This window comes from Streptomyces sp. DSM 118878 (assembly GCF_052936595.1).
The window spans coordinates 7672093-7690557 of record NZ_CP193622.1; the positions used below are offsets into that span (position 1 = coordinate 7672093).

The window sequence follows — 18465 nt, forward strand, 5'->3', positions numbered from 1 at the left end:
CCCGTCCCGCGAACCGCGGAAGTGGAGGTCAGGCCTCTCGCGCCGCCATCCGCGCCTTGCGCGCGGCCAGCTTCACGTCGAACTTCGATGCCTCAGCGTCGAGGCCGCCCATGAAGAAGCCGAGCTCCTCCTGGGCCTTGAGGCCCTCGGGGCCGAGGCCGTCCATCTCCAGGACCTTCAGGTGGCGCAGCACCGGCTGGAGCACGTCGTCGTGGTGGATGCGCATGTTGTAGACCTCGCCGATCGCCATCTGCGCGGCGGCACGCTCGAAGCCGGGCATGCCGTGGCCGGGCATGCGGAAGTTGACCACGACGTCCCGCACGGCCTGCATGGTCAGGTCGGGCGCCAGCTCGAAGGCGGCCTTCAGGAGGTTGCGGTAGAAGACCATGTGGAGGTTCTCGTCGGTCGCGATGCGCGCCAGCATGCGGTCGCAGACGGGGTCGCCCGACTGGTGTCCGGTGTTGCGGTGCGAGATGCGGGTCGCCAGCTCCTGGAAGGCGACGTAGGCGACCGAGTGCAGCATCGAGTGGCCGTTGTCCGACTCGAAGCCCTCGCTCATGTGCATCATGCGGAACTGTTCGAGCTGGTCCGGGTCGACGGCGCGTGAGGCGAGGAGGTAGTCGCGCATCACGATGCCGTGGCGGCCCTCCTCGGCGGTCCAGCGGTGCACCCAGGTGCCCCAGGCGCCGTCGCGGCCGAAGAGGGAGGCGATCTCGTGGTGGTAGCTGGGCAGGTTGTCCTCGGTGAGCAGGTTGACCACGAGGGCGATCCGGCCGATGTCGGTGACCGGGGACTGACCCTTCTCCCACGCTTCGCCGTCCTCGAAGAAGCCGGGGAAGTTGCGTGCGTCCGAGAACGGGACGTACTCGTGGGGCATCCAGTCCTTCGCCACCTTCAGGTGGCGGTTCAGTTCCTGCTCGACCACTTCCTCCAGCGCGTAGAGCAGACGGGCATCGGTCCAGCTGTCCGCGCTGCCGAGGTGGGGAGAGGTGATCGTCACGTGGGCTCCATAGGGGGACGGGAGTACTTACGAGCAGTGCGAGCGGTGCACTACCTACGGTGTCGTAGGTTACGTTGCCGTAGGTTAAGCCCTCCGTAAAGGGACCGGGAAACCGGTACCCCCCAGTCCCCTTGTGTAACAAGGGCCCCACCGCTGCTCAGGCGTACAGATCCCGGAGCCGAACTGAGAGGCACATCACACAGCCCTCCCGTTTCCCGAACTCGCTGAAATCGACCGGAACCGGGCCGAATCGCGGGAACAGCGAACCGCTGTGGACGAGCGGCTCGTATCCGATGACGGTACCGTCCGGCAGCGCCGCTCGGCGCCGCACGTCATGCGGCGCGCGCCCGCCCCCGGCCCAGGGCCCGGCGCAGGTGATCGGCGGTGAAGGAACCCTCCGCCGCCGCGAGTTGCGCCGGCGTCCCCTCGAAGACCACCCGCCCGCCGTGCTTGCCACCCTCGGGGCCGAGGTCGATCACCCAGTCCGCGTGCTGGACGACGTCCAGGTTGTGCTCGACGACCAGCACGGTGTTGCCCGCGTCCACGAGCCGGTCGAGCAGCGCGAGCAGCCCCTCGACGTCCGCCATGTGCAGCCCGGTGGTCGGCTCGTCGAGTACGTACGTGGTGCCGGTGCGGTGGAGCTGCGTGGCGAGCTTGATGCGCTGGCGCTCACCGCCGGACAGGGTGCTCAGCGACCGGCCGAGCGTGAGGTGGGCGAGGCCCACGTCCCGCAGGGCGCCCAGCCTGCGGCGGACCGCCGGGTCGTCGAAGGGCGCGAAGAAGTCCAGGGCGTCGTCGGCCGTCATCGCCAGGACGTCCGCCACGGACCGGCCGCGGACGGTGAGCCGCAGCACCTCGTCCTTGAAGCGCCGCCCCTCGCAACGCTCGCACGTCGTGGTCACCGGGTCCATGAACGCCAGGTCGCTGTGGATGATCCCGCGCCCCTGGCAGCCCTCGCACGCCCCGTGCGAGTTGAAGCTGAACAGGCTCGCCCTCGTGCCGGTCTCCCGGGCGAAGAGCTTGCGGACGGTGTCCATGATCCCGAGGTACGTCGCCGGGGTGGAGCGGGTCGAGACGCCGATGGACGACTGGTCGACCACCACGGCGTCCGGGTGCTCCTCGGTGAACACCTTCGACACCAGCGTGCTCTTGCCGGAGCCCGCGACCCCGGTGACGGCCGTGAGCACCCCGGTCGGCACGCGCACACTGACGTTCTTGAGGTTGTACAGGTCCGCGTCCTTGATCCAGTGGCCGCCGCTCGGCTCGCGCGGGTGCTCCTTGACGCCGCTCCCGCGGCGCAACTGGCGTCCGGTGAGGGTGTCCGCCCTGCGCAGTTCGTCCGGTGTGCCCTCGAAGACGACCCGGCCGCCGTCGGTGCCGGCGGCCGGGCCCATGTCGACGACGTGGTCGGCGACCGCGATGACGTCCGGGTCGTGCTCGACCACGAGGACGGTGTTGCCCTTGTCGCGCAGGCGCAGCAGCAGGTCGTTGAGACGGCCCACGTCGCGCGGGTGCAGGCCGACGCTGGGCTCGTCGAAGATGTACGTCATGCCGGTGAGGCTGGAGCCGAGGTGGCGGACCGTCTTCAGGCGCTGCCCCTCGCCGCCGGAGAGCGTGGACGTCTCGCGGTCCAGGCTCAGATAGCCGAGGCCGATCGCCTCGATCCGCTCCAGGGCCGCCACGGCGGCCCGCGCGACGGGCCCGGCCACCGGGTCGTCGACGCGCCCCAGCTCGCCGATCAGGTCCGTGACCTCCATCCGGGTCCAGTCGGCGATGCTCAGGCCGTTGACGCGGGAGGCGAGCGCGGCCGGGTTGAGGCGGGCGCCGTGACAGGAGGGGCACGGGCCCTCGACCAGGAAGCCCTGCACCAGGTCGCGGGTCCGCTGGGAGAGCGTGGACAGGTCGCGGTTGAGGTAGAGGCGCTCGAAGCGGTCGGCGAGCCCTTCGTAGTCGATGTCGCGGGCGCCCCCGGTGTTGTCGACGCTGACCTTCACCCTGCCCCGGCCGCCGCCGCGCAGCAGGAACCGCCGCTCGGCGTCCGTGAATTGACCGACGGGCTTGTGCGTGTCCAGGTCGGTGGTGTTGGTGTACGTCTGCCCCTGCCAGGTCCCGGCGGCGAACGGCGGGAAGAGGATCGCGCCGTCCGCCAGGGACCTGGCCGGGTCGAGGATGCGGCCGTAGTCGGGCCGCACGGTCCTGCCGAGACCGTCGCACTCGGGGCACATGCCCGAGGGGTCGTTGAAGGAGTACGCGGTCGCCGGGCCCGCGCTCGGTGTGCCGTACCGGGAGAACAGCACCCTGATCACGGAGTAGACGTCCGTCATCGTGCCGACCGTCGAGCGCGAGTGGCCGCCGACCGGCCGCTGGTCGACGACGATCGCGGGCGAGAGGTCCTCGATGGAGTCCGCGTGCGGCCGCTCGTACTTCGGCAGCCGGTTGCGGACGAACCAGGTGAAGGTCTCGTTCAGCTGACGACGGCTCTCGACCGCGATCGTGTCGAAGACGACCGAGGACTTGCCCGAGCCCGACACCCCGGTGAACACCGTGAGACGGCCCTTCGGGATGCGCAGGTCCACCTCCTTGAGGTTGTTCTCACGGGCTCCGGTGATGGTGATGTGCGTGGGCGTGTGCGTGTACTGGTGCGTGTCGTGCGGTGTGTCCTGGCGCATGCACCCGAAGCTAGCCGGAATACCCGACAGCTTCTGTCTTCTTTTCCTGGGTGATCTCGGTCAGTCCTCCGTCCATGAGCAGCCACCGCGTGATGCCGATGGACTCCAGGAACGGCAGGTCGTGACTGGCCACGATCAGCGCCCCCTGGTACGACTCCAGGGCCGTCGAGAGCTGCTTGACGCTCGCCATGTCCAGATTGTTCGTCGGCTCGTCGAGCATCAGGAGCTGCGGCGCCGGATCGGCGAGCAGCAACGCGGCGAGCGCCGCGCGGAAGCGCTCACCGCCCGAGAGGGTGCCCGCCCGCTGGTCCGCCTTGGCCCCCTTGAAGAGGAAGCGGGCGAGCCGCGCCCTGACGCGGTTGTTCGTCGCGTCGGGCGCGAACGCGGCCACGTTCTCGGCGACGGTGAGCTCGTCGTCGAGCACGTCGAGGCGCTGCGGCAGAAAGCGCAGCGGTACGTGGGCCAGTGCCTCGCCGGAGACCGCGTCGAGCTCTCCCGCGATGGTCCGCAGGAGCGTGGTCTTGCCGGTGCCGTTGCGGCCGATCAGCGCGATCCGCTCGGGGCCCCGCAGCTCGAACTCGCCCTCGGCGCGGGCGCCGTAGCGCATCTCCAGGCCGCTCAGGGTCAGGACCGTGCGCCCCGGGTGCACCAGGGTCTGCGGCAGGTCGACGCGGATCTCGTCGTCGTCCCGCACCGCCTCCACGGCGTCGTCGAGGCGCTCCTTGGCCTCGGCGAGCTTCTCCTCGTGCATGATGCGGTGCTTGCCCGCGGACTCCTGGGCGGCCCGTTTGCGCGCGCCCATCACGATCTTCGGCTCGCGCTTCTGGTCCCACATCTTCTGGCCGTAGCGCTTGCGGCGGGCCAACTTGACCTGGGCGTCGACCAGTTCGCGCTTCTGCTTCTTCAGGTCGGACTCGGCGACGCGCACCATGCGCTCCGCCGCCTCCTGCTCCACGGCGAGGGCGTCCTCGTACGACGAGAAGTTCCCGCCGTACCAGGTGACACCGCCCTCGCGCAGATCGGCGATCTGGTCGACCAGGTCCAGGAGTTCACGGTCGTGGCTGACCACGACGAGGACCCCGGACCACGCCTCGACGGCCGCGTACAGCCGCCGCCTGGCGTACAGGTCGAGGTTGTTGGTCGGCTCGTCGAGCAGGAGCACGTCCGGCCTGCGCAGCAGCAGCGCGGCGAGGCGCAGCAGCACCGACTCGCCTCCCGACACCTCGCCCGTGGTGCGGTCCAGGCCGATGTGGCCGAGTCCGAGCTGGTCGAGGGTGGCGAGGGCGCGCTCCTCGACGTCCCAGTCGTCGCCGACTGCGGCGAAGTGCTCCTCGCTCGCGTCGCCCGCCTCGATGGCGTGCAGCGCGGCGCGGGTGGCGGCGATGCCGAGCACCTCGTCGACGCGGAGCCCGGTGTCGAGGGTGACGTTCTGCGGCAGCCAGCCGACCTCACCGGCGACCTTGACGGTCCCCTCGGTGGGGGTGAGCTCTCTGGCGATCAGCTTCAGCAGGGTCGACTTCCCTGAGCCGTTGACGCCGATGAGCCCGGTCCTGCCGGGACCGAAGGCGACCTGGAGGCCGTCGAAGACGCTGGTCCCGTCGGGCCAGGTGAAGTCCAGCGATGTGACGGTGATGGAGGTGGGGTGGGTAGACATACGGGCCTCGCGGTTGCGTGGTGTGGAGCGCGGTCAGGGCAGACGCGTTCGAGACACCGCGGCAGAGGTGAGGCCGGAGAAAGAGAAAAGGCCTGTGCCGGGGGAGACGGGACGGCTCATGCGCCGAGGTCGCACACGGCGTACACGGCAGCGGAGGGCTGCGTGACGCGGTGTCTCATGACCTCAGACGAGCAACGTCCTTCTCCTATCGACGGCAACAGAACCTTTGACAACGTACGAGGGGGGCGTGGCGGGTGTCAACGTCTTAACGCGCACCCGCGGCACGCCCGGGCCCTCAGCAGGCGTCCCGCATCAGCTCGGCCAGGTCCTGGTCGAGGTCGACGTGGCGGTCCTCCTGGCCGACCGGCACGAGGGCCGTCGTGCGGTGCAGGAAGCGGCGCAGCTCCCCGGTGCGGACGTGGACGATCGCGGTGCCCTCGGGCGCGTGGAACTCCACGACCGTGCGGTCGAAGCCGTACGGGCGCACCCGCACGTCGCCGTCGCCCACCGCGCTCTCCACGCCCTGGACGAGCAGGTCGCGGGCGAACGTCCAGTAGACCTCCACGCCCTCCAGCGTCGCGGGAGCGGGGAAGGTCATCCGTACGGCGAAGGGGTCCTGCCGGTCGTAGTGCAGGCTCGCGGGGATGGTCAGCATCCGCGGCGCGGCGGCGACCAGGCGGGCCTCTACGGCTTGCTCGATGACAGTGGACAACGCCTGCTCCCTCACTGAACTGCTGGACGACTGGGGTCGACACTTGGATAGACGACGGAATGACGGAATCCGTGCACACGGAGAGTGGGTGGGACCGAGTGACCTCTGTCACCGCGACACCGTGGCGGCGCCGGCGGTTCCCGGCGGCCATCGGCCGGGGGACACCTTTTGGCCATCTGGACGAGCCCCGGCGCGTCGGCTAGCTTCAGCCGCCATGAGGGCCATGGGGAACGCGAAGTCGATGAGGCGCACGGTACTGGCGGGACTGTGCGGGGCGGCGCTCGCGGGAGCCGTTCTCGCGGCCCCCGCTCAGGCGCGTACCGGCGGGCAGGAGCGTACCGCTGGGCAGGAGCAGCCCTCCGCCAAGGGCCTGAGCTGGCAGCTCAAGGAGAGCGGCACCGACGCGCGCTTCCGCGGACTCGCCGCCGTCGGCCGTGACACGGCCTGGGTGGCCGGGACCGGAGGCACCGTGCTGCGCACCTCGGACGGCGGCGGGACGTGGCGCGATGTGTCGCCACCGGGCGCCGGAGACCTGGAGTTCAGGGACGTGGAGGCCTTCGACGGCCGGCGCGCGGTGGTGCTCGCCATCGGCGAGGGCGAGGCCTCCCGCGTGCTGCGCACCGACGACGGCGGCGCGACCTGGACGGAGTCCTTCCGCAACACCGACGCCAGGGCGTTCTACGACTGCATGACCTTCTTCGACCACCGCCACGGCCTGGCCGTGAGCGACCCGGTCGACGGCAGGTACCGCATCCTGTCCACCGCCGACGGCGGCCGCTCCTGGAAGGTCCTGCCGAACGCCGGCATGCCCGCGGCGCAGCAGGGCGAGGCGGCCTTCGCGGCGAGCGGCCAGTGCCTGGTCTCCTCGGGCCCGCGGGACGTCTGGCTGGCCACCGGAGGGGCGGCCCGCGCCCGCGTCCTGCACTCCGCCGACCGGGGCCTGACCTGGAAGGCCACCGACGCGCCGATCCCGGCGGGCGACCCGGCCCGCGGTGTCTTCGGCCTCGCCTTCCGCGACCGCACGCACGGCATCGCGGTCGGCGGCGACTACCGCGCCGACCAGGCGTCGCCCAAGGCCTCGGCGGTCACCCGCGACGGCGGCCGCACCTGGCGCGACGCCGGGCGGCCGCCGGCCGCCTACCGCTCGGGCGTCACGTGGTTCCCGCACAGCCGCGCCACGGCCCTCGCGGTCGGCCCGACGGGCACCGACGTCACGTCGGACGGCGGCAGGACCTGGCGCACGGTCGACCCGGGGTCCTACGACACCGTGGACTGCGCGGGCGCCCGCGGCTGCTGGGCGGCCGGCGAGAAGGGCCGGATCGCCCGCCTGGAGCGGGGCTGAGCCCGGCCGGGTCGGCCCGGCCGAGCCCAACTGACCCGGTCGAGGCCGGCGGCGCGGCTGTGGTCAGTCGGCGATCTTGATCGCGCCGTTCTGCGCGGTCCCGGCGGATTCCGGGGCGGGCTCCGGGGCGCGGGTGCCCCCGGTGAGCCCCTTCAGGAGCTCGGCCAGGTCGACGCCCGTGGTGGAGCTGACGAGCTCCATGCCCTGGGCGACGTTGTCGGCGACCGTACGGGAGAGCTGTCCCGCCCCGTCCGTGGAGATGACCGTCATCTTGTCCACCGCGCTCAGCGGCTCCGACGCCTTGGCGACCACGCTCGGCAGGACCTCGACGAGCATCTGCAGGACCGCCGCGTCCCCGTACCGCGCGAACGCGTCGGCCTTCTTGTGCATCGCCTCCGCCTCGGCGGAACCCCTCGCGCCGATCGCGGCGGCCTCGGCCTCGCCCTCGAGCCGGACGGCGTCCGCGAGCGCCGCGCGCTGCGCCTTCTCGCCCTCACCGGTCAGACGGGCCCGCTCGGCGTCGGCCTCGGCCTGTTTGACCAGGCTGATCCTGCGCGCCTCGGCCTCCTGCTCGGCCTGGTAGCGCGCCGCGTCGGCGGGCTTGCGGACCTTGGTGTCCAGTTCGCGGTCGGTCAGCGCGGCCTGGTACTGGGCGACCTTCTCCTGCTCGGCCAGGACGTCCTGCTGCCTGGCCGCCTCGGCGAGCGGTCCCGCGGCGCCGGCACGCGCCGCGGCCTCGTCCGTCTCGGCCTTGATCTCGGCCTGCTTGAGGTAGAACGTCCGCTGGGCGATCGCGATCTCCTCCTCGGCCTTCAGACGCGCCTGCTCGGCGGCGCGGCGCGCCACCGCCTCGGCGATGTCCGCCTCCTGCTTGGCGCGGGCGGCCTCGGGGCGCCCGAGGTCCTCCAGGTAGGAGCCCTCGGTGGTGATGTCCTGGATCTGGAAGGCGTCGAGGACCAGGCCCTGCCCGGAGAGGCTGGCCTCGGCCTCCTCCGCGACCTGCCCGGCGAAGGCGGCGCGGTCACGGATGATGTCCTCCACCGACATCCGGCCCACGATCGAGCGCAGCGCCCCGGAGAGCACCTCCTGGGTGAAGCCGACGATGCCGTTCTGCTGCACGAGGAAGCGCTGCGCCGCGGCGCGTATCGAGTCCTCGGTGCCGCCGACCTTCACGATGGCCACGCCTTCGAGGTTCGCCTTGACGCCGCGCAGCGTGACGGCGCCGCGCACCGCGATCGGGATGTGTCGCGAGGACAGGTCGAGGGTGAACTTCTGCTGCACGAACGGCACGACGAAGACGCCGCCGCCGACCACGACCTTCTGGCCGCTGTTGTCGGTCATCACCCGGCCGGTGTCGGGATCGGTCGACTTCTTGCCGCGCCGCCCGGTGACGATGAAGGCCTGGCTCGGCCCCGCGACCTTGTAGCGGGTGATGACGACGAGCGCCAACAGGACGAGGAGTACGACGACTCCGATGACGGCGGTCAGGACTGGACTCATATGCGCGTTCCCCCCTGCCACCCTGGGACGGCAGATCGGTGAGATGTGGTGGTGAGCGGCCGCGGTGACGCCCGGAGTCAGCGCTCCACGGGGCGTACCGCGACCGAGGTGGACGTCAGGGCCGACTCGACCCAGACCTCGGTGCCCCGCGCCACGGCGGCGGAGCTGCGGGCGGCGAACTTCACGCGCTGGCCCGCGAGGTGCAGCAGCACCTCGCCGTAGCCCTCGGCAGGGATCGCGGTGACCACGGACCCGGCGGTGCCCACGAGGTCGTCGCCGCGCGGCGTGGCCGCGGTCTGGTCCCGCATCAGGGCGCGGGTCGCCCGCCAGGTCAGCCGGCCCGCCCCGGCACCGGCGCAGGCGCCCGCCACGGTGGCGGGCCCGGCGCCGAGGCCGGTCGTGCCGAGGACGATGGCCCCGCCGAAGCCGAGCATGGACACGAACCCGGCGATCACGGGCAGGGAGAGGAGGCCGTCGAAGAGGCCGTCCAGGACGCCCGCACCGTCGAAGAGCCCTTCGAGGACCCCGTCGAGGACGAGCGAGAGCACGAGCAGGACGATCCCCGCGATGCCGAGACCCAGAAAAACCGTCATCGGATCACTCCCCCGTCCATGCCGTCCGCCTTGGTATGTACCGAGGCTGTCATGCACGGACGGGCGCCGACATTGCCGGATTCCGGCAATCTTTACGCGTCTTTGATGCCGGTCGGCCCGGCGGGCGGCCCGGCTAGGCTCGCGCCTCGTGATCGATTACCGACTTCCCGAGGCGTGGCCGACCGACGACGAGGCGGCGCTGGCCGTGCAGGACGAGCTGCGGCCCCGCGTGGTCCTCGACGGCTCGGGGCCGCGGCCCGGCACCGGTTACGTGACGGGTGTGGACGTGGCCTACGACGACGAGCGTGACGTGGTGGCCGCGGCCGTCGTGGTCCTCGACGCGGCGACACTCGACGTCGTCGAGGAGGCCACCGCGGTCGGCGCCGTCGCCTTCCCCTACGTGCCGGGCCTGCTGGCCTTCCGTGAGATCCCCACCGTGCTCGCCGCGCTCTCCCGGCTCGCCGCCGACCCCGGCGTCGTCGTCTGCGACGGCTACGGCGTCGCGCATCCGCGCCGCTTCGGCCTCGCGAGCCACCTCGGCGTCCTGACCGGCCTCCCGACGATGGGCGTCGCCAAGAACCCCTTCACCTTCACGTACGAGGCCCCGGCCGCGCCGCGGGGGAGCGCCTCGCCCCTGCTCGACGGGGAGGAGGAGGTCGGGCGCGCGCTACGCACCCGCGAGGGCGTGAAGCCGGTCTTCGTCTCCGCCGGCCACCGGGTGACCCTGGACCAGGCCTGCGCGCACACGCTGAACCTCACGCCCCGCTACCGGCTGCCGGAATCCACCCGCCGCGCGGACGCGCTGTGCCGCGCCGCCCTGCGGGCGGCGGCCGGTTGAGAGGCGGAAAGATGAGCGGGTTAGCATATGAGCGCCGCCTAGCTCGAAAGATACTCCTGTGACTGTCAATGACGACTCGTTCACCAACTGGAAGAACCGCGAGGAGATCGCGGAGTCGATGATCCCGCTCATCGGGAAGCTGCACCGCGAGCGGGACGTCACGGTCCTGCTGCACAGCCGCTCCCTGGTGAACAAGTCGGTGGTCAGCATCCTCAAGACCCACCGGTTCGCCCGGCAGATCGCCGGCGAGGAACTCTCGGTCACCGAGACCCTGCCGTTCCTCCGGGCCCTCACCACGCTCGACCTGGGCCCCTCGCAGATCGACCTCGGCATGCTCGCCGCGACGTACAAGAACGACGACCGCGGGCTCTCCGTGGCCGAGTTCACCGCCGAGGCCGTCGCCGGCGCCACGGGCGACAACAAGATCGAGTGCCGCGCGGGGCGCGACGTCGTCCTCTACGGCTTCGGCCGCATCGGCCGCCTCGTCGCCCGCCTGCTCATCGAGAAGGCCGGCTCCGGCAACGGTCTGCGCCTGCGCGCCATCGTCGTGCGCCAGGGCGGTGAGCAGGACATCGTCAAGCGGGCCTCGCTGCTGCGCCGCGACTCCATCCACGGCCAGTTCCAGGGCACGATCACCGTCGACGAGGCGAACAGCACGATCATCGCCAACGGCAACGAGATCAAGGTGATCTACGCCAACGACCCCTCCGAGGTCGACTACACGGCGTACGGCGTCAAGGACGCCATCCTCATCGACAACACCGGCAAGTGGCGCGACCGCGAGGGCCTCTCCGAGCACCTGCGCCCCGGCATCGACAAGGTCGTCCTGACCGCGCCCGGCAAGGGTGACGTCCCGAACATCGTGCACGGCGTCAACCACGACACGATCAAGCCGGACGAGCGCATCCTGTCCTGCGCCTCCTGCACCACCAACGCGATCGTCCCGCCGCTGAAGGCGATGGCGGACGAGTACGGCGTCCTGCGCGGTCACGTGGAGACGATCCACTCGTTCACCAACGACCAGAACCTGCTGGACAACTTCCACAAGGCCGACCGCAGGGGCCGCTCCGCGCCGCTCAACATGGTCATCACCGAGACCGGTGCCGCGTCCGCCGTCGCCAAGGCGCTGCCCGACCTCAAGGCGCCCATCACCGGCAGCTCGATCCGCGTCCCCGTGCCGGACGTCTCGATCGCGATCCTCAGCCTGACGCTCGGCCGGGAGGCCGACCGCGAAGAGGTCCTCGACTACCTCCGCAACGTGTCGCTGACCTCGCCGCTGAAGCGCCAGATCGACTTCACCAGCGCCCCGGACGCGGTGTCGAACGACTTCATCGGCTCGCGCCACGCGTCGATCGTCGACGCCGGCGCGACCAAGGTCGACGGCGACAACGCGATCCTCTACCTCTGGTACGACAACGAGTTCGGCTACTCGTGCCAGGTCATCCGCGTCGTGCAGTACGTCTCCGGGGTCGAGTACCCGACATACCCGGTGCCGGGGGCCTAGGGGCGTCGATTCGGTACACCGACGGGTCGACTCGCGAAGTCCCCTTCACGCTGCCGCGTTTGAGGGACTTCGACGAGTCGGCCCTTCGTGGCGTCCGCACGCGCGAACCGGCGCCGCACGGTTCACGGACAGGCGGCTCGGCTGACGTCCAGCCGTTCGGGCGACGGCTCGTATCCGGCGGCCCTGTAGGCGGCGACGGCGGCAGCGTTCGAGGTCGGGGTGCTGACCAGTGCGCTTGACGCACCCATGTCCCGCAGCGCCGCCGCGGCGGCGACGCTGATCGCCGTCCCGTAGCCGCGACCGCGGTGGTCGGCGTGCACGCCCACCGGCTCCAGCAGGCCGGGCTTGCCGGGCCCGGCCGACCAGACCGTCGCCGCGGCCACCGCGTTGTCCTGCTCGTCGTAGCCGATCAGGCAGCGGGCATCGGCGTAGACCGGCCCGGCCGCGAGGACGTGCCAGATCTCCTCGGTGAACGCCGGGCTGCCGAACGCCGAGCGATGCACCGCGGTCCGCACCCCCGCCGTCTCCGGACCGGCTACCTCGATCCGCAGGCCGGAGTCCTTCACCGGCCCGGCGAGGTCGTGGCACAGCGGCGTCCACGGCTCGTCCAGGACCCAGCCCGCCGCCAGGAGGACCTCGCGGAGCAGGGCGCCGACGGGGATTTCGAGGCCGACCTTCCCGGGTGGCAGGACCCCGCGCCCCGGATCATCGAGGTCCGCGAGGAGCCGGCGCGCCAGATCACCGTCCTGCCGCAGCTCCGGCGCGGTCGTCAGGCGCAGCACATCAGGGCCGTCCAGGTATCCGACGGCAACGATCCGTCCGTCCACGCTCCAGGTGCGGACGGCCGCGGCCAGCCTCTCCGCGCCCAGCGCCCAGGCCCAGCCGAGGTCACCCGGATGGAGTTGCAGCGGCGTGCGGTCGTCCTGCCATACGCGAAGGGCATCCACGACCCCGGTCAGCCCATCGACATCGGGCTCATTCAGAACGATCGTCATGCCCGCATCTCACCTCACCTCGGCGACCGGCCGCACCTGGTTTAACGCACCGCGGCCACGCGGAAGCCGAGCCCCGCGGCCATGAGCCGCGTCAGCAGCGCGTCGCCCATGGCCACGGCCGGTGTGAGCTGGCCGCCCGCCGACGGGACGTCGTCCAGGGCGAGGCAGAGCGCCGACTCGCCCAGCATCTTCGCCGTCTCGTCGTACCCCGGGTCGCCGCCGGACACCTCGGTGAAGACCCGCCGGCCGCCGCCCTCGCCGACGAAGCGCACCCAGAACCGCGCCTCGGCCCGCCGCGCCTCACTCGGCCCGTCGCCGGGCTTCAGCCGCCCGGACAGCCAACGGCGTACGGAAGGCACCTGCGCGGCGGCCATGAGGCCCCCGAGCGCGAGCGGAGCGCCGAGCGCCATGGGCAGCGTCCTGACGGCCGCGTAGTGCCGGTAGCGGAAGTCGGGCCCGTACCGCTCCAGGGCGCGCGCCGAGCGCTGCACCACCTGCGGGTCGATCGTCGGCAGCGGCAGCGCCCAGGCGCCGACCTCGGCCGCGTACCGGGGTGTGCCGGGCGGCGCGCAGGCCTTGCGGCCGGCCGGGCGCGGCTCGTGGCGCCGCCGGTCCTTCGCGGCGGCCATCATCTGCGGGCCGCGGCCCATCTGGTTGAGCGCGGAGGCGAACGTGCCGCCGGAGAACCGCGCGTCGGAGTGCACGAAGCCGTCGATCCGCAGCGGCACGTCCTCCGGCAACCGCTGGACCGTGAAGTACACCCCGAGATCGTGCGGGATCGAGTCGAATCCGCAGGCGTGCACGAGCCGGGCCCCGGTCTCCCGTGCGCGGGCGTCGTGCCGCACGTACATGAGGTCGACGAACTCCGGCTCACCCGTCAGGTCGACGTAGTCCGTGCCCGCGTCCGCGCAGGCGGCGACCAGCTCCTGCCCGTGCGTCAGATACGGGCCGACGGTCGAGGCCACCACGCGGGCGCTGCCGGCCAGCTCATCGAGCGACGCGGTGTCGGCCACGTCGGCGCGCACCAGGGGGAGCTCCGCGCACGCCGGGTGGTCCGCCGCGAGGCGGTCCCGCAGCCGCTCCAGCTTCTCCGTGTCGCGACCCGCGAGGGCCCACCGCAGCCCGTCGGGCGCGTGCGCGGCCAGATACTCCGCGGTGAGCACCCCCACGAAGCCGGTCGCTCCGAAGAGCACGATGTCGTACGCGCGGCCGTACGCGCGATCCTTGCTCCGACTGCTCATGGCACCTCTCCGTCTGCGCGTGTCGCCCGGATACGAGTGGCCGAGGCTAGCCCACACCGCCCGGCGCGCCGGTTCCCGCGTCGGTCACGCGCCCGGTGCCACCCGTACGGTGATGCCGTTCCGTTCGAAGAGCGCCGCGGTCACGCCGTCGCCCGCCACCAGGTCCCCGGCGAACGAGCCGTCGTACACCGCCCCACGCCCGCACGAGGGGCTGCGCGGCATCAGCAGTGCCTGAGTGCACCCGGCGTGCCGCGCGGCCGCCAGCGCGCGGTGCGCGCCGGCCACGAACTCGGCCGTCACGTCGCGCCCGGTGTCCTCGACCACCCGCGCCGTGCCGTCCAGGACGCCGTGCCCGTCGCCGCCGGTCAGTTCGGCGGGGCGGCGCGGCGTCGGCAGGCCGCCCGCGGCCTCCGGGCAGAACGACACGACCTCGCGGCCCGTCAATGCCGCGTCGAGCTCGGGCGAGGCTTTGGCGCGGCCGTCATAGCGGCACGGAACACCCCGCAGGCATGCGCTGACCAGTATCGGTTCCATGCTCCCAGGCTAGGGCCCACCGAATTGGCTAAGCGCTTGCTCGCCAAGGGCTTGTGCACAGTGGAACACGTTCTTAGCATCGCTGGTGTTACATCACTTGTGTCATAGCGCTGGGGGCTCAATGGCAGGACCAGGCAAGCGCGTTCACGGCCCGCTCGCCGGAGTGCGCGTGGTGGAGCTCGCGGGCATCGGCCCGGGCCCCTTCGCGGCCATGCTCCTGGCCGATCTCGGGGCCGACGTCGTGCGCGTCGACCGGCCGGGCGGCAGCGGCCTCGCCATCAACCCGGAGTATGACGTCACCAACCGCAACAAGCGCTCGGTGATCCTCGACCTGAAGACGGCGGACGGCGCTGCCCGCGTCCTCGATCTCGTGGCACGCGCCGACGTCCTCATCGAGGGCTACCGGCCGGGCGTCGCCGAGCGCCTCGGTGTCGGCCCCGAGGCCTGCCACGCGCGGAACCCCGCCCTCGTCTACGCCCGGATGACCGGCTGGGGCCAGGAGGGGCCGCTCGCCGGGCGCGCCGGGCACGACATCGCGTACATCGCGATCACCGGCACCCTCGGCATGATCGGCAACCCCGGGGAGCCGCCCGCCGTCCCCGCCAACCTCGTCGGCGACTACGCCGGCGGCGCCCTCTACCTCGTCGTGGGCGCCCTCGCCGCGCTCCACCACGCGCGCGTGCACGGCGAGGGCCAGGTCGTGGACGCCGCGATCGTCGACGGCACCGCCCACCTCTCCGCGATGATCCACGGCATGCTGGCGGCCGGCGGCTGGCAGGACCGCCGCGGCGCCAACCTCCTGGACGGCGGCTGCCCCTTCTACGGCACCTACGAGACCTCCGACGGCGGCCACATGGCCGTCGGCCCCCTGGAGCAGCGCTTCTACGACGAGTTCGCCGCGCTCCTCGGTCTCGGCGAGGTCGCCTCCGCCCGCCAGGACCTCGGCCGCTGGGGCGAGCTGCGCGACGCCGTCGCCGCCCGCTTCAAGGAGCGCACGCGCGACGAGTGGACGGCCCTCTTCGAGGACTCCGACGCCTGCGTCGCCCCCGTGCTCTCGCTGCGCGAGGCGCCCGCGCACCCCCATCTCGCCGCCCGCGGCACTTTCACCGACCACGGCGGCATCACCCAGCCCGCCCCGGCACCCCGCTTCTCCCGCACCCCCACCGAGGTCCGCGGCGGCCCGGCACAGCCCGGCGCCGACACCGCGGAGGTGGCCAGGGACTGGGACGTGCCGGGGCTCGCGCCCTGCCCGCCGGACGACCAGGAGGCCACGTACCGATGAAACGGCAGCTCTTCTCCGCCGAGCACGACGCGTTCCGCGAGACCGTCCGCACCTTCCTCGCCAAGGAGGTGCTCCCGCACTACGAGCAGTGGGAGAAGGACGGCATCGTCTCCCGCGAGGCATGGCTCGCGGCCGGCCGGCAGGGGCTGCTCGGGCTCGCCGTCCCCGAGGAGTACGGAGGCGGCGGGAACACCGACTTCCGCTACTCCGCGGTCCTCGCCGAGGAGTTCACGCGGGCGGGGGCTTCCGGGCTCGCGCTCGGCCTGCACAACGACATCATCGGCCCCTACCTCACCTCGCTCGCCACCGAGGAGCAGAAGCGGCGCTGGCTGCCCGGCTTCTGCTCCGGCGAGATCATCACGGCCATCGCGATGACCGAGCCCGGCGCGGGCTCCGACCTCCAGGCGATCCGTACGGGCGCCGAGGACCGGGGCGACCACTGGGTGCTCAACGGCTCCAAGACGTTCATCTCCAACGGCATCCTCGCCGACCTCGTCATCGTCGTCGCCAAGACGTCCCCCGAGGGCGGCGCGCACGGCCTGTCGCTGCTGGTGGTCGAGCGCGGCATGGAGGGCTTCGAGCGGGGCCGCAACCTCGACAAGATCGGCCAGAAGTCCCAGGACACCGCCGAGCTGTTCTTCGACGACGTACGCGTGCCCAAGGAGAACCTGCTCGGCGAGCTCAACGGCGCCTTCGTCCACCTGATGACGAACCTCGCCCAGGAGCGCATGGGCATCGCCGTCGCGGGCATCGCCGCCGCCGAGCACCTCCTGGAGATCACCACGGAGTACGTGAAGGAGCGCGAGGCCTTCGGGCGGCCGCTGGCCAAACTCCAGCACATCCGCTTCGAGATCGCGGAGATGGCCACCGAGTGCGCCGTCACCCGGACGTTCCTCGACCGGTGCATCGTCGATCACTCGGACGGGGAGCTGGACGCCGTCCACGCCTCCATGGCCAAGTGGTGGGCCACCGAACTCCAGAAGCGTGTCGCCGACCGGTGCCTGCAACTGCACGGAGGCTATGGCTACATGGCGGAGTACCGCGTGGCCAAGGCCTTCACGGACGGCCGCATCCAGACCATCTACGGCGGCACGACCGAGATCATGAAGGAGATCATCGGCCGCTCCCTCCTCGGCTGACCCTCACCCTCACCTCCGGACACCCCCGAAAGGCTCACGCGTGACCACCGAAGCGTACGTATACGACGCGATCCGCACCCCGCGCGGACGCGGCAAGGCCAGTGGCGCCCTGCACGGCACCAAGCCGATCGACCTCGTCGTCGGCCTGATCCACGAGATCCGCGCCCGCTTCCCCGGCCTCGACCCGGCCGCCATCGACGACATCGTCCTCGGGGTGGTGGGCCCCGTCGGCGACCAGGGCTCCGACATCGCGCGGATCGCCGCCATCGCCGCCGGTCTTCCCGACACCGTCGCCGGCGTCCAGGAGAACCGCTTCTGCGCCTCGGGCCTGGAAGCGGTCAACCTCGCCGCGATGAAGGTCCGCTCGGGCTGGGAGGACCTGGTGCTCGCGGGCGGCGTCGAGTCGATGTCGCGGGTGCCGATGGCCTCCGACGGCGGCGCCTGGTTCGCCGACCCCATGACCAACTTCGAGACGAACTTCGCGCCCCAGGGCATCGGCGCCGACCTGATCGCCACCGTCGAGGGCTTCTCGCGGCGTGACGTCGACGAGTACGCCGCGCTCTCCCAGGAGCGCGCCGCCACGGCCTGGAAGGAAGGCCGTTTCGCGAAGTCCGTCGTCCCGGTCAAGGACCGCAACGGCCTCGTGGTCCTCGACCACGACGAGCACCTGCGCCCCGGCACCACCGCCGACTCCCTCGCCAAGCTGAAGCCCTCCTTCAAGGACATCGGCGACCTGGGCGGCTTCGACGCGGTCGCGTTGCAGAAGTACCACTGGATCGAGCAGATCGACCACGTCCACCACGCGGGCAACTCCTCCGGCATCGTCGACGGAGCCTCGCTGGTCGCCGTCGGCACCAAGGAGGTCGGCGAGCGCTACGGCCTCACCCCGCGCGCGCGGATCGTCTCCGCGGCCGTCTCCGGCTCCGAGCCGCTGATCATGCTCACCGGGCCCGCGCCCGCGACCCGCAAGGCGCTCGCCAAGGCCGGACTCACCATCGACGACATCGACCTCGTCGAGATCAACGAGGCCTTCGCGGCGGTCGTGCTGCGCTTCGCGAAGGACATGGGGCTTTCGCTGGACAAGGTCAACGTGAACGGTGGGGCCATCGCGCTCGGTCACCCCCTCGGGGCGACCGGGGCGATGATCCTCGGCACGCTGGTCGATGAGCTGGAGCGGCGGGATCTTCGGTACGGGCTGGCCACGTTGTGCGTGGGGGGCGGGATGGGGATCGCGACGGTGGTGGAACGGGTGTAGCGCCGTAGGGGTTCGGGTGCGTCGCCGACCGCCGGTGCGTCGTGGTTGCTCGCGCAGTTCCCCGCGCCCCTGAGGCAGCGGCTGCGCCGCGCCTCATGAAGGCCCACGGAGTGCGTCCTTCAGGGGCGCGGGGAACTGCGCGACCAGCCCCCACCGACGGTCAGCCGGCCACGATCCCCAGCCGCCCTCCCCAGATTCCGCCCGCCA

The 18465-nt window shown here is 71.8% G+C and carries 15 protein-coding genes and 1 pseudogene; 6 read left to right on the forward strand and 10 right to left on the reverse strand.

The genetic code is table 11. From position 1 onward, the window contains the following. Window positions 1–28: 28 nt before the first annotated feature. The 5 genes and pseudogenes from ACRAKF_RS33215 to ACRAKF_RS33235 form a co-directional block, all read right to left on the reverse strand. On the reverse strand, window positions 29–1000 hold the full coding sequence (locus ACRAKF_RS33215; RefSeq protein WP_447041571.1) for an acyl-ACP desaturase: 972 nt from the start codon (window positions 998–1000) through the stop codon (window positions 29–31). Between the two features lie 157 nt (window positions 1001–1157). Next, window positions 1158–1316, reverse strand: a pseudogene (locus ACRAKF_RS33220) (N(G),N(G)-dimethylarginine dimethylaminohydrolase); the annotation flags it as partial. Window positions 1317–1332: 16 nt separating this feature from the next. After that, the gene (locus ACRAKF_RS33225; RefSeq protein WP_447041573.1) at window positions 1333–3669 is read right to left on the reverse strand and encodes an ATP-binding cassette domain-containing protein; all 2337 of its coding nucleotides are present in this window, start codon (window positions 3667–3669) and stop codon (window positions 1333–1335) included. 10 nt (window positions 3670–3679) lie between these two features. Then, window positions 3680–5323 (reverse strand): ABC-F family ATP-binding cassette domain-containing protein, encoded by a 1644-nt coding sequence (locus tag ACRAKF_RS33230; RefSeq protein WP_447041575.1) that lies wholly within the window; start codon window positions 5321–5323, stop codon window positions 3680–3682. A 295-nt stretch (window positions 5324–5618) separates the two neighbouring features. Continuing rightward, window positions 5619–6035: an SsgA family sporulation/cell division regulator gene (locus ACRAKF_RS33235; protein ID WP_447041576.1), complete on the reverse strand. Its 417-nt coding sequence runs from the start codon at window positions 6033–6035 to the stop codon at window positions 5619–5621. Between the two features lie 214 nt (window positions 6036–6249). Between ACRAKF_RS33235 and ACRAKF_RS33240 the strand changes: the two genes are divergently transcribed. After that, on the forward strand, window positions 6250–7377 hold the full coding sequence (locus ACRAKF_RS33240) for a WD40/YVTN/BNR-like repeat-containing protein (RefSeq protein ID WP_447041578.1): 1128 nt from the start codon (window positions 6250–6252) through the stop codon (window positions 7375–7377). Window positions 7378–7440: 63 nt separating this feature from the next. Here ACRAKF_RS33240 and ACRAKF_RS33245 read toward each other — a convergent pair whose 3' ends face one another. Both ACRAKF_RS33245 and ACRAKF_RS33250 read right to left on the reverse strand, forming a co-directional pair. Further along, the gene (locus ACRAKF_RS33245) at window positions 7441–8877 is read right to left on the reverse strand and encodes a flotillin family protein (protein ID WP_447041581.1); all 1437 of its coding nucleotides are present in this window, start codon (window positions 8875–8877) and stop codon (window positions 7441–7443) included. Between the two features lie 77 nt (window positions 8878–8954). Then, on the reverse strand, window positions 8955–9470 hold the full coding sequence (locus tag ACRAKF_RS33250; protein ID WP_447041582.1) for a hypothetical protein: 516 nt from the start codon (window positions 9468–9470) through the stop codon (window positions 8955–8957). A gap of 148 nt (window positions 9471–9618) precedes the next feature. Between ACRAKF_RS33250 and ACRAKF_RS33255 the strand changes: the two genes are divergently transcribed. Both ACRAKF_RS33255 and ACRAKF_RS33260 read left to right on the forward strand, forming a co-directional pair. Beyond that, entirely contained in the window at window positions 9619–10308 is a 690-nt protein-coding gene (locus tag ACRAKF_RS33255; protein WP_447041583.1) for an endonuclease V, read from the forward strand. 58 nt (window positions 10309–10366) lie between these two features. Then, window positions 10367–11812 (forward strand): glyceraldehyde-3-phosphate dehydrogenase, encoded by a 1446-nt coding sequence (locus ACRAKF_RS33260; RefSeq protein ID WP_447041585.1) that lies wholly within the window; start codon window positions 10367–10369, stop codon window positions 11810–11812. Between the two features lie 122 nt (window positions 11813–11934). Here the strand turns inward: ACRAKF_RS33260 and ACRAKF_RS33265 are convergent, their stop codons facing one another. From ACRAKF_RS33265 to ACRAKF_RS33275, 3 genes are all read right to left on the reverse strand, one after another. Then, window positions 11935–12807: a GNAT family N-acetyltransferase gene (locus ACRAKF_RS33265; RefSeq protein WP_447041587.1), complete on the reverse strand. Its 873-nt coding sequence runs from the start codon at window positions 12805–12807 to the stop codon at window positions 11935–11937. A 41-nt stretch (window positions 12808–12848) separates the two neighbouring features. Further along, a complete protein-coding gene (locus ACRAKF_RS33270; protein ID WP_447041588.1) occupies window positions 12849–14048 on the reverse strand; it encodes a saccharopine dehydrogenase family protein in 1200 nt (399 codons plus the stop codon). A gap of 84 nt (window positions 14049–14132) precedes the next feature. Further along, entirely contained in the window at window positions 14133–14582 is a 450-nt protein-coding gene (locus ACRAKF_RS33275) for a DUF523 domain-containing protein (protein ID WP_447041590.1), read from the reverse strand. Between the two features lie 121 nt (window positions 14583–14703). On the opposite strand from ACRAKF_RS33275, the gene ACRAKF_RS33280 reads away from it, so the two are divergent. The 3 genes from ACRAKF_RS33280 to ACRAKF_RS33290 are packed head-to-tail and all read left to right on the forward strand — an operon-like array spanning window position 14704 to window position 18258. Then, window positions 14704–15864: a CaiB/BaiF CoA transferase family protein gene (locus tag ACRAKF_RS33280; protein ID WP_447041591.1), complete on the forward strand. Its 1161-nt coding sequence runs from the start codon at window positions 14704–14706 to the stop codon at window positions 15862–15864. After that, entirely contained in the window at window positions 15861–17003 is a 1143-nt protein-coding gene (locus ACRAKF_RS33285) for an acyl-CoA dehydrogenase family protein (RefSeq protein ID WP_447041593.1), read from the forward strand. Before ACRAKF_RS33280 ends, ACRAKF_RS33285 begins: the two co-directional genes overlap by 4 nt. A 40-nt stretch (window positions 17004–17043) precedes the next feature. Continuing rightward, window positions 17044–18258: an acetyl-CoA C-acetyltransferase gene (locus ACRAKF_RS33290; protein WP_447041595.1), complete on the forward strand. Its 1215-nt coding sequence runs from the start codon at window positions 17044–17046 to the stop codon at window positions 18256–18258. Window positions 18259–18465 lie beyond the last annotated feature (207 nt).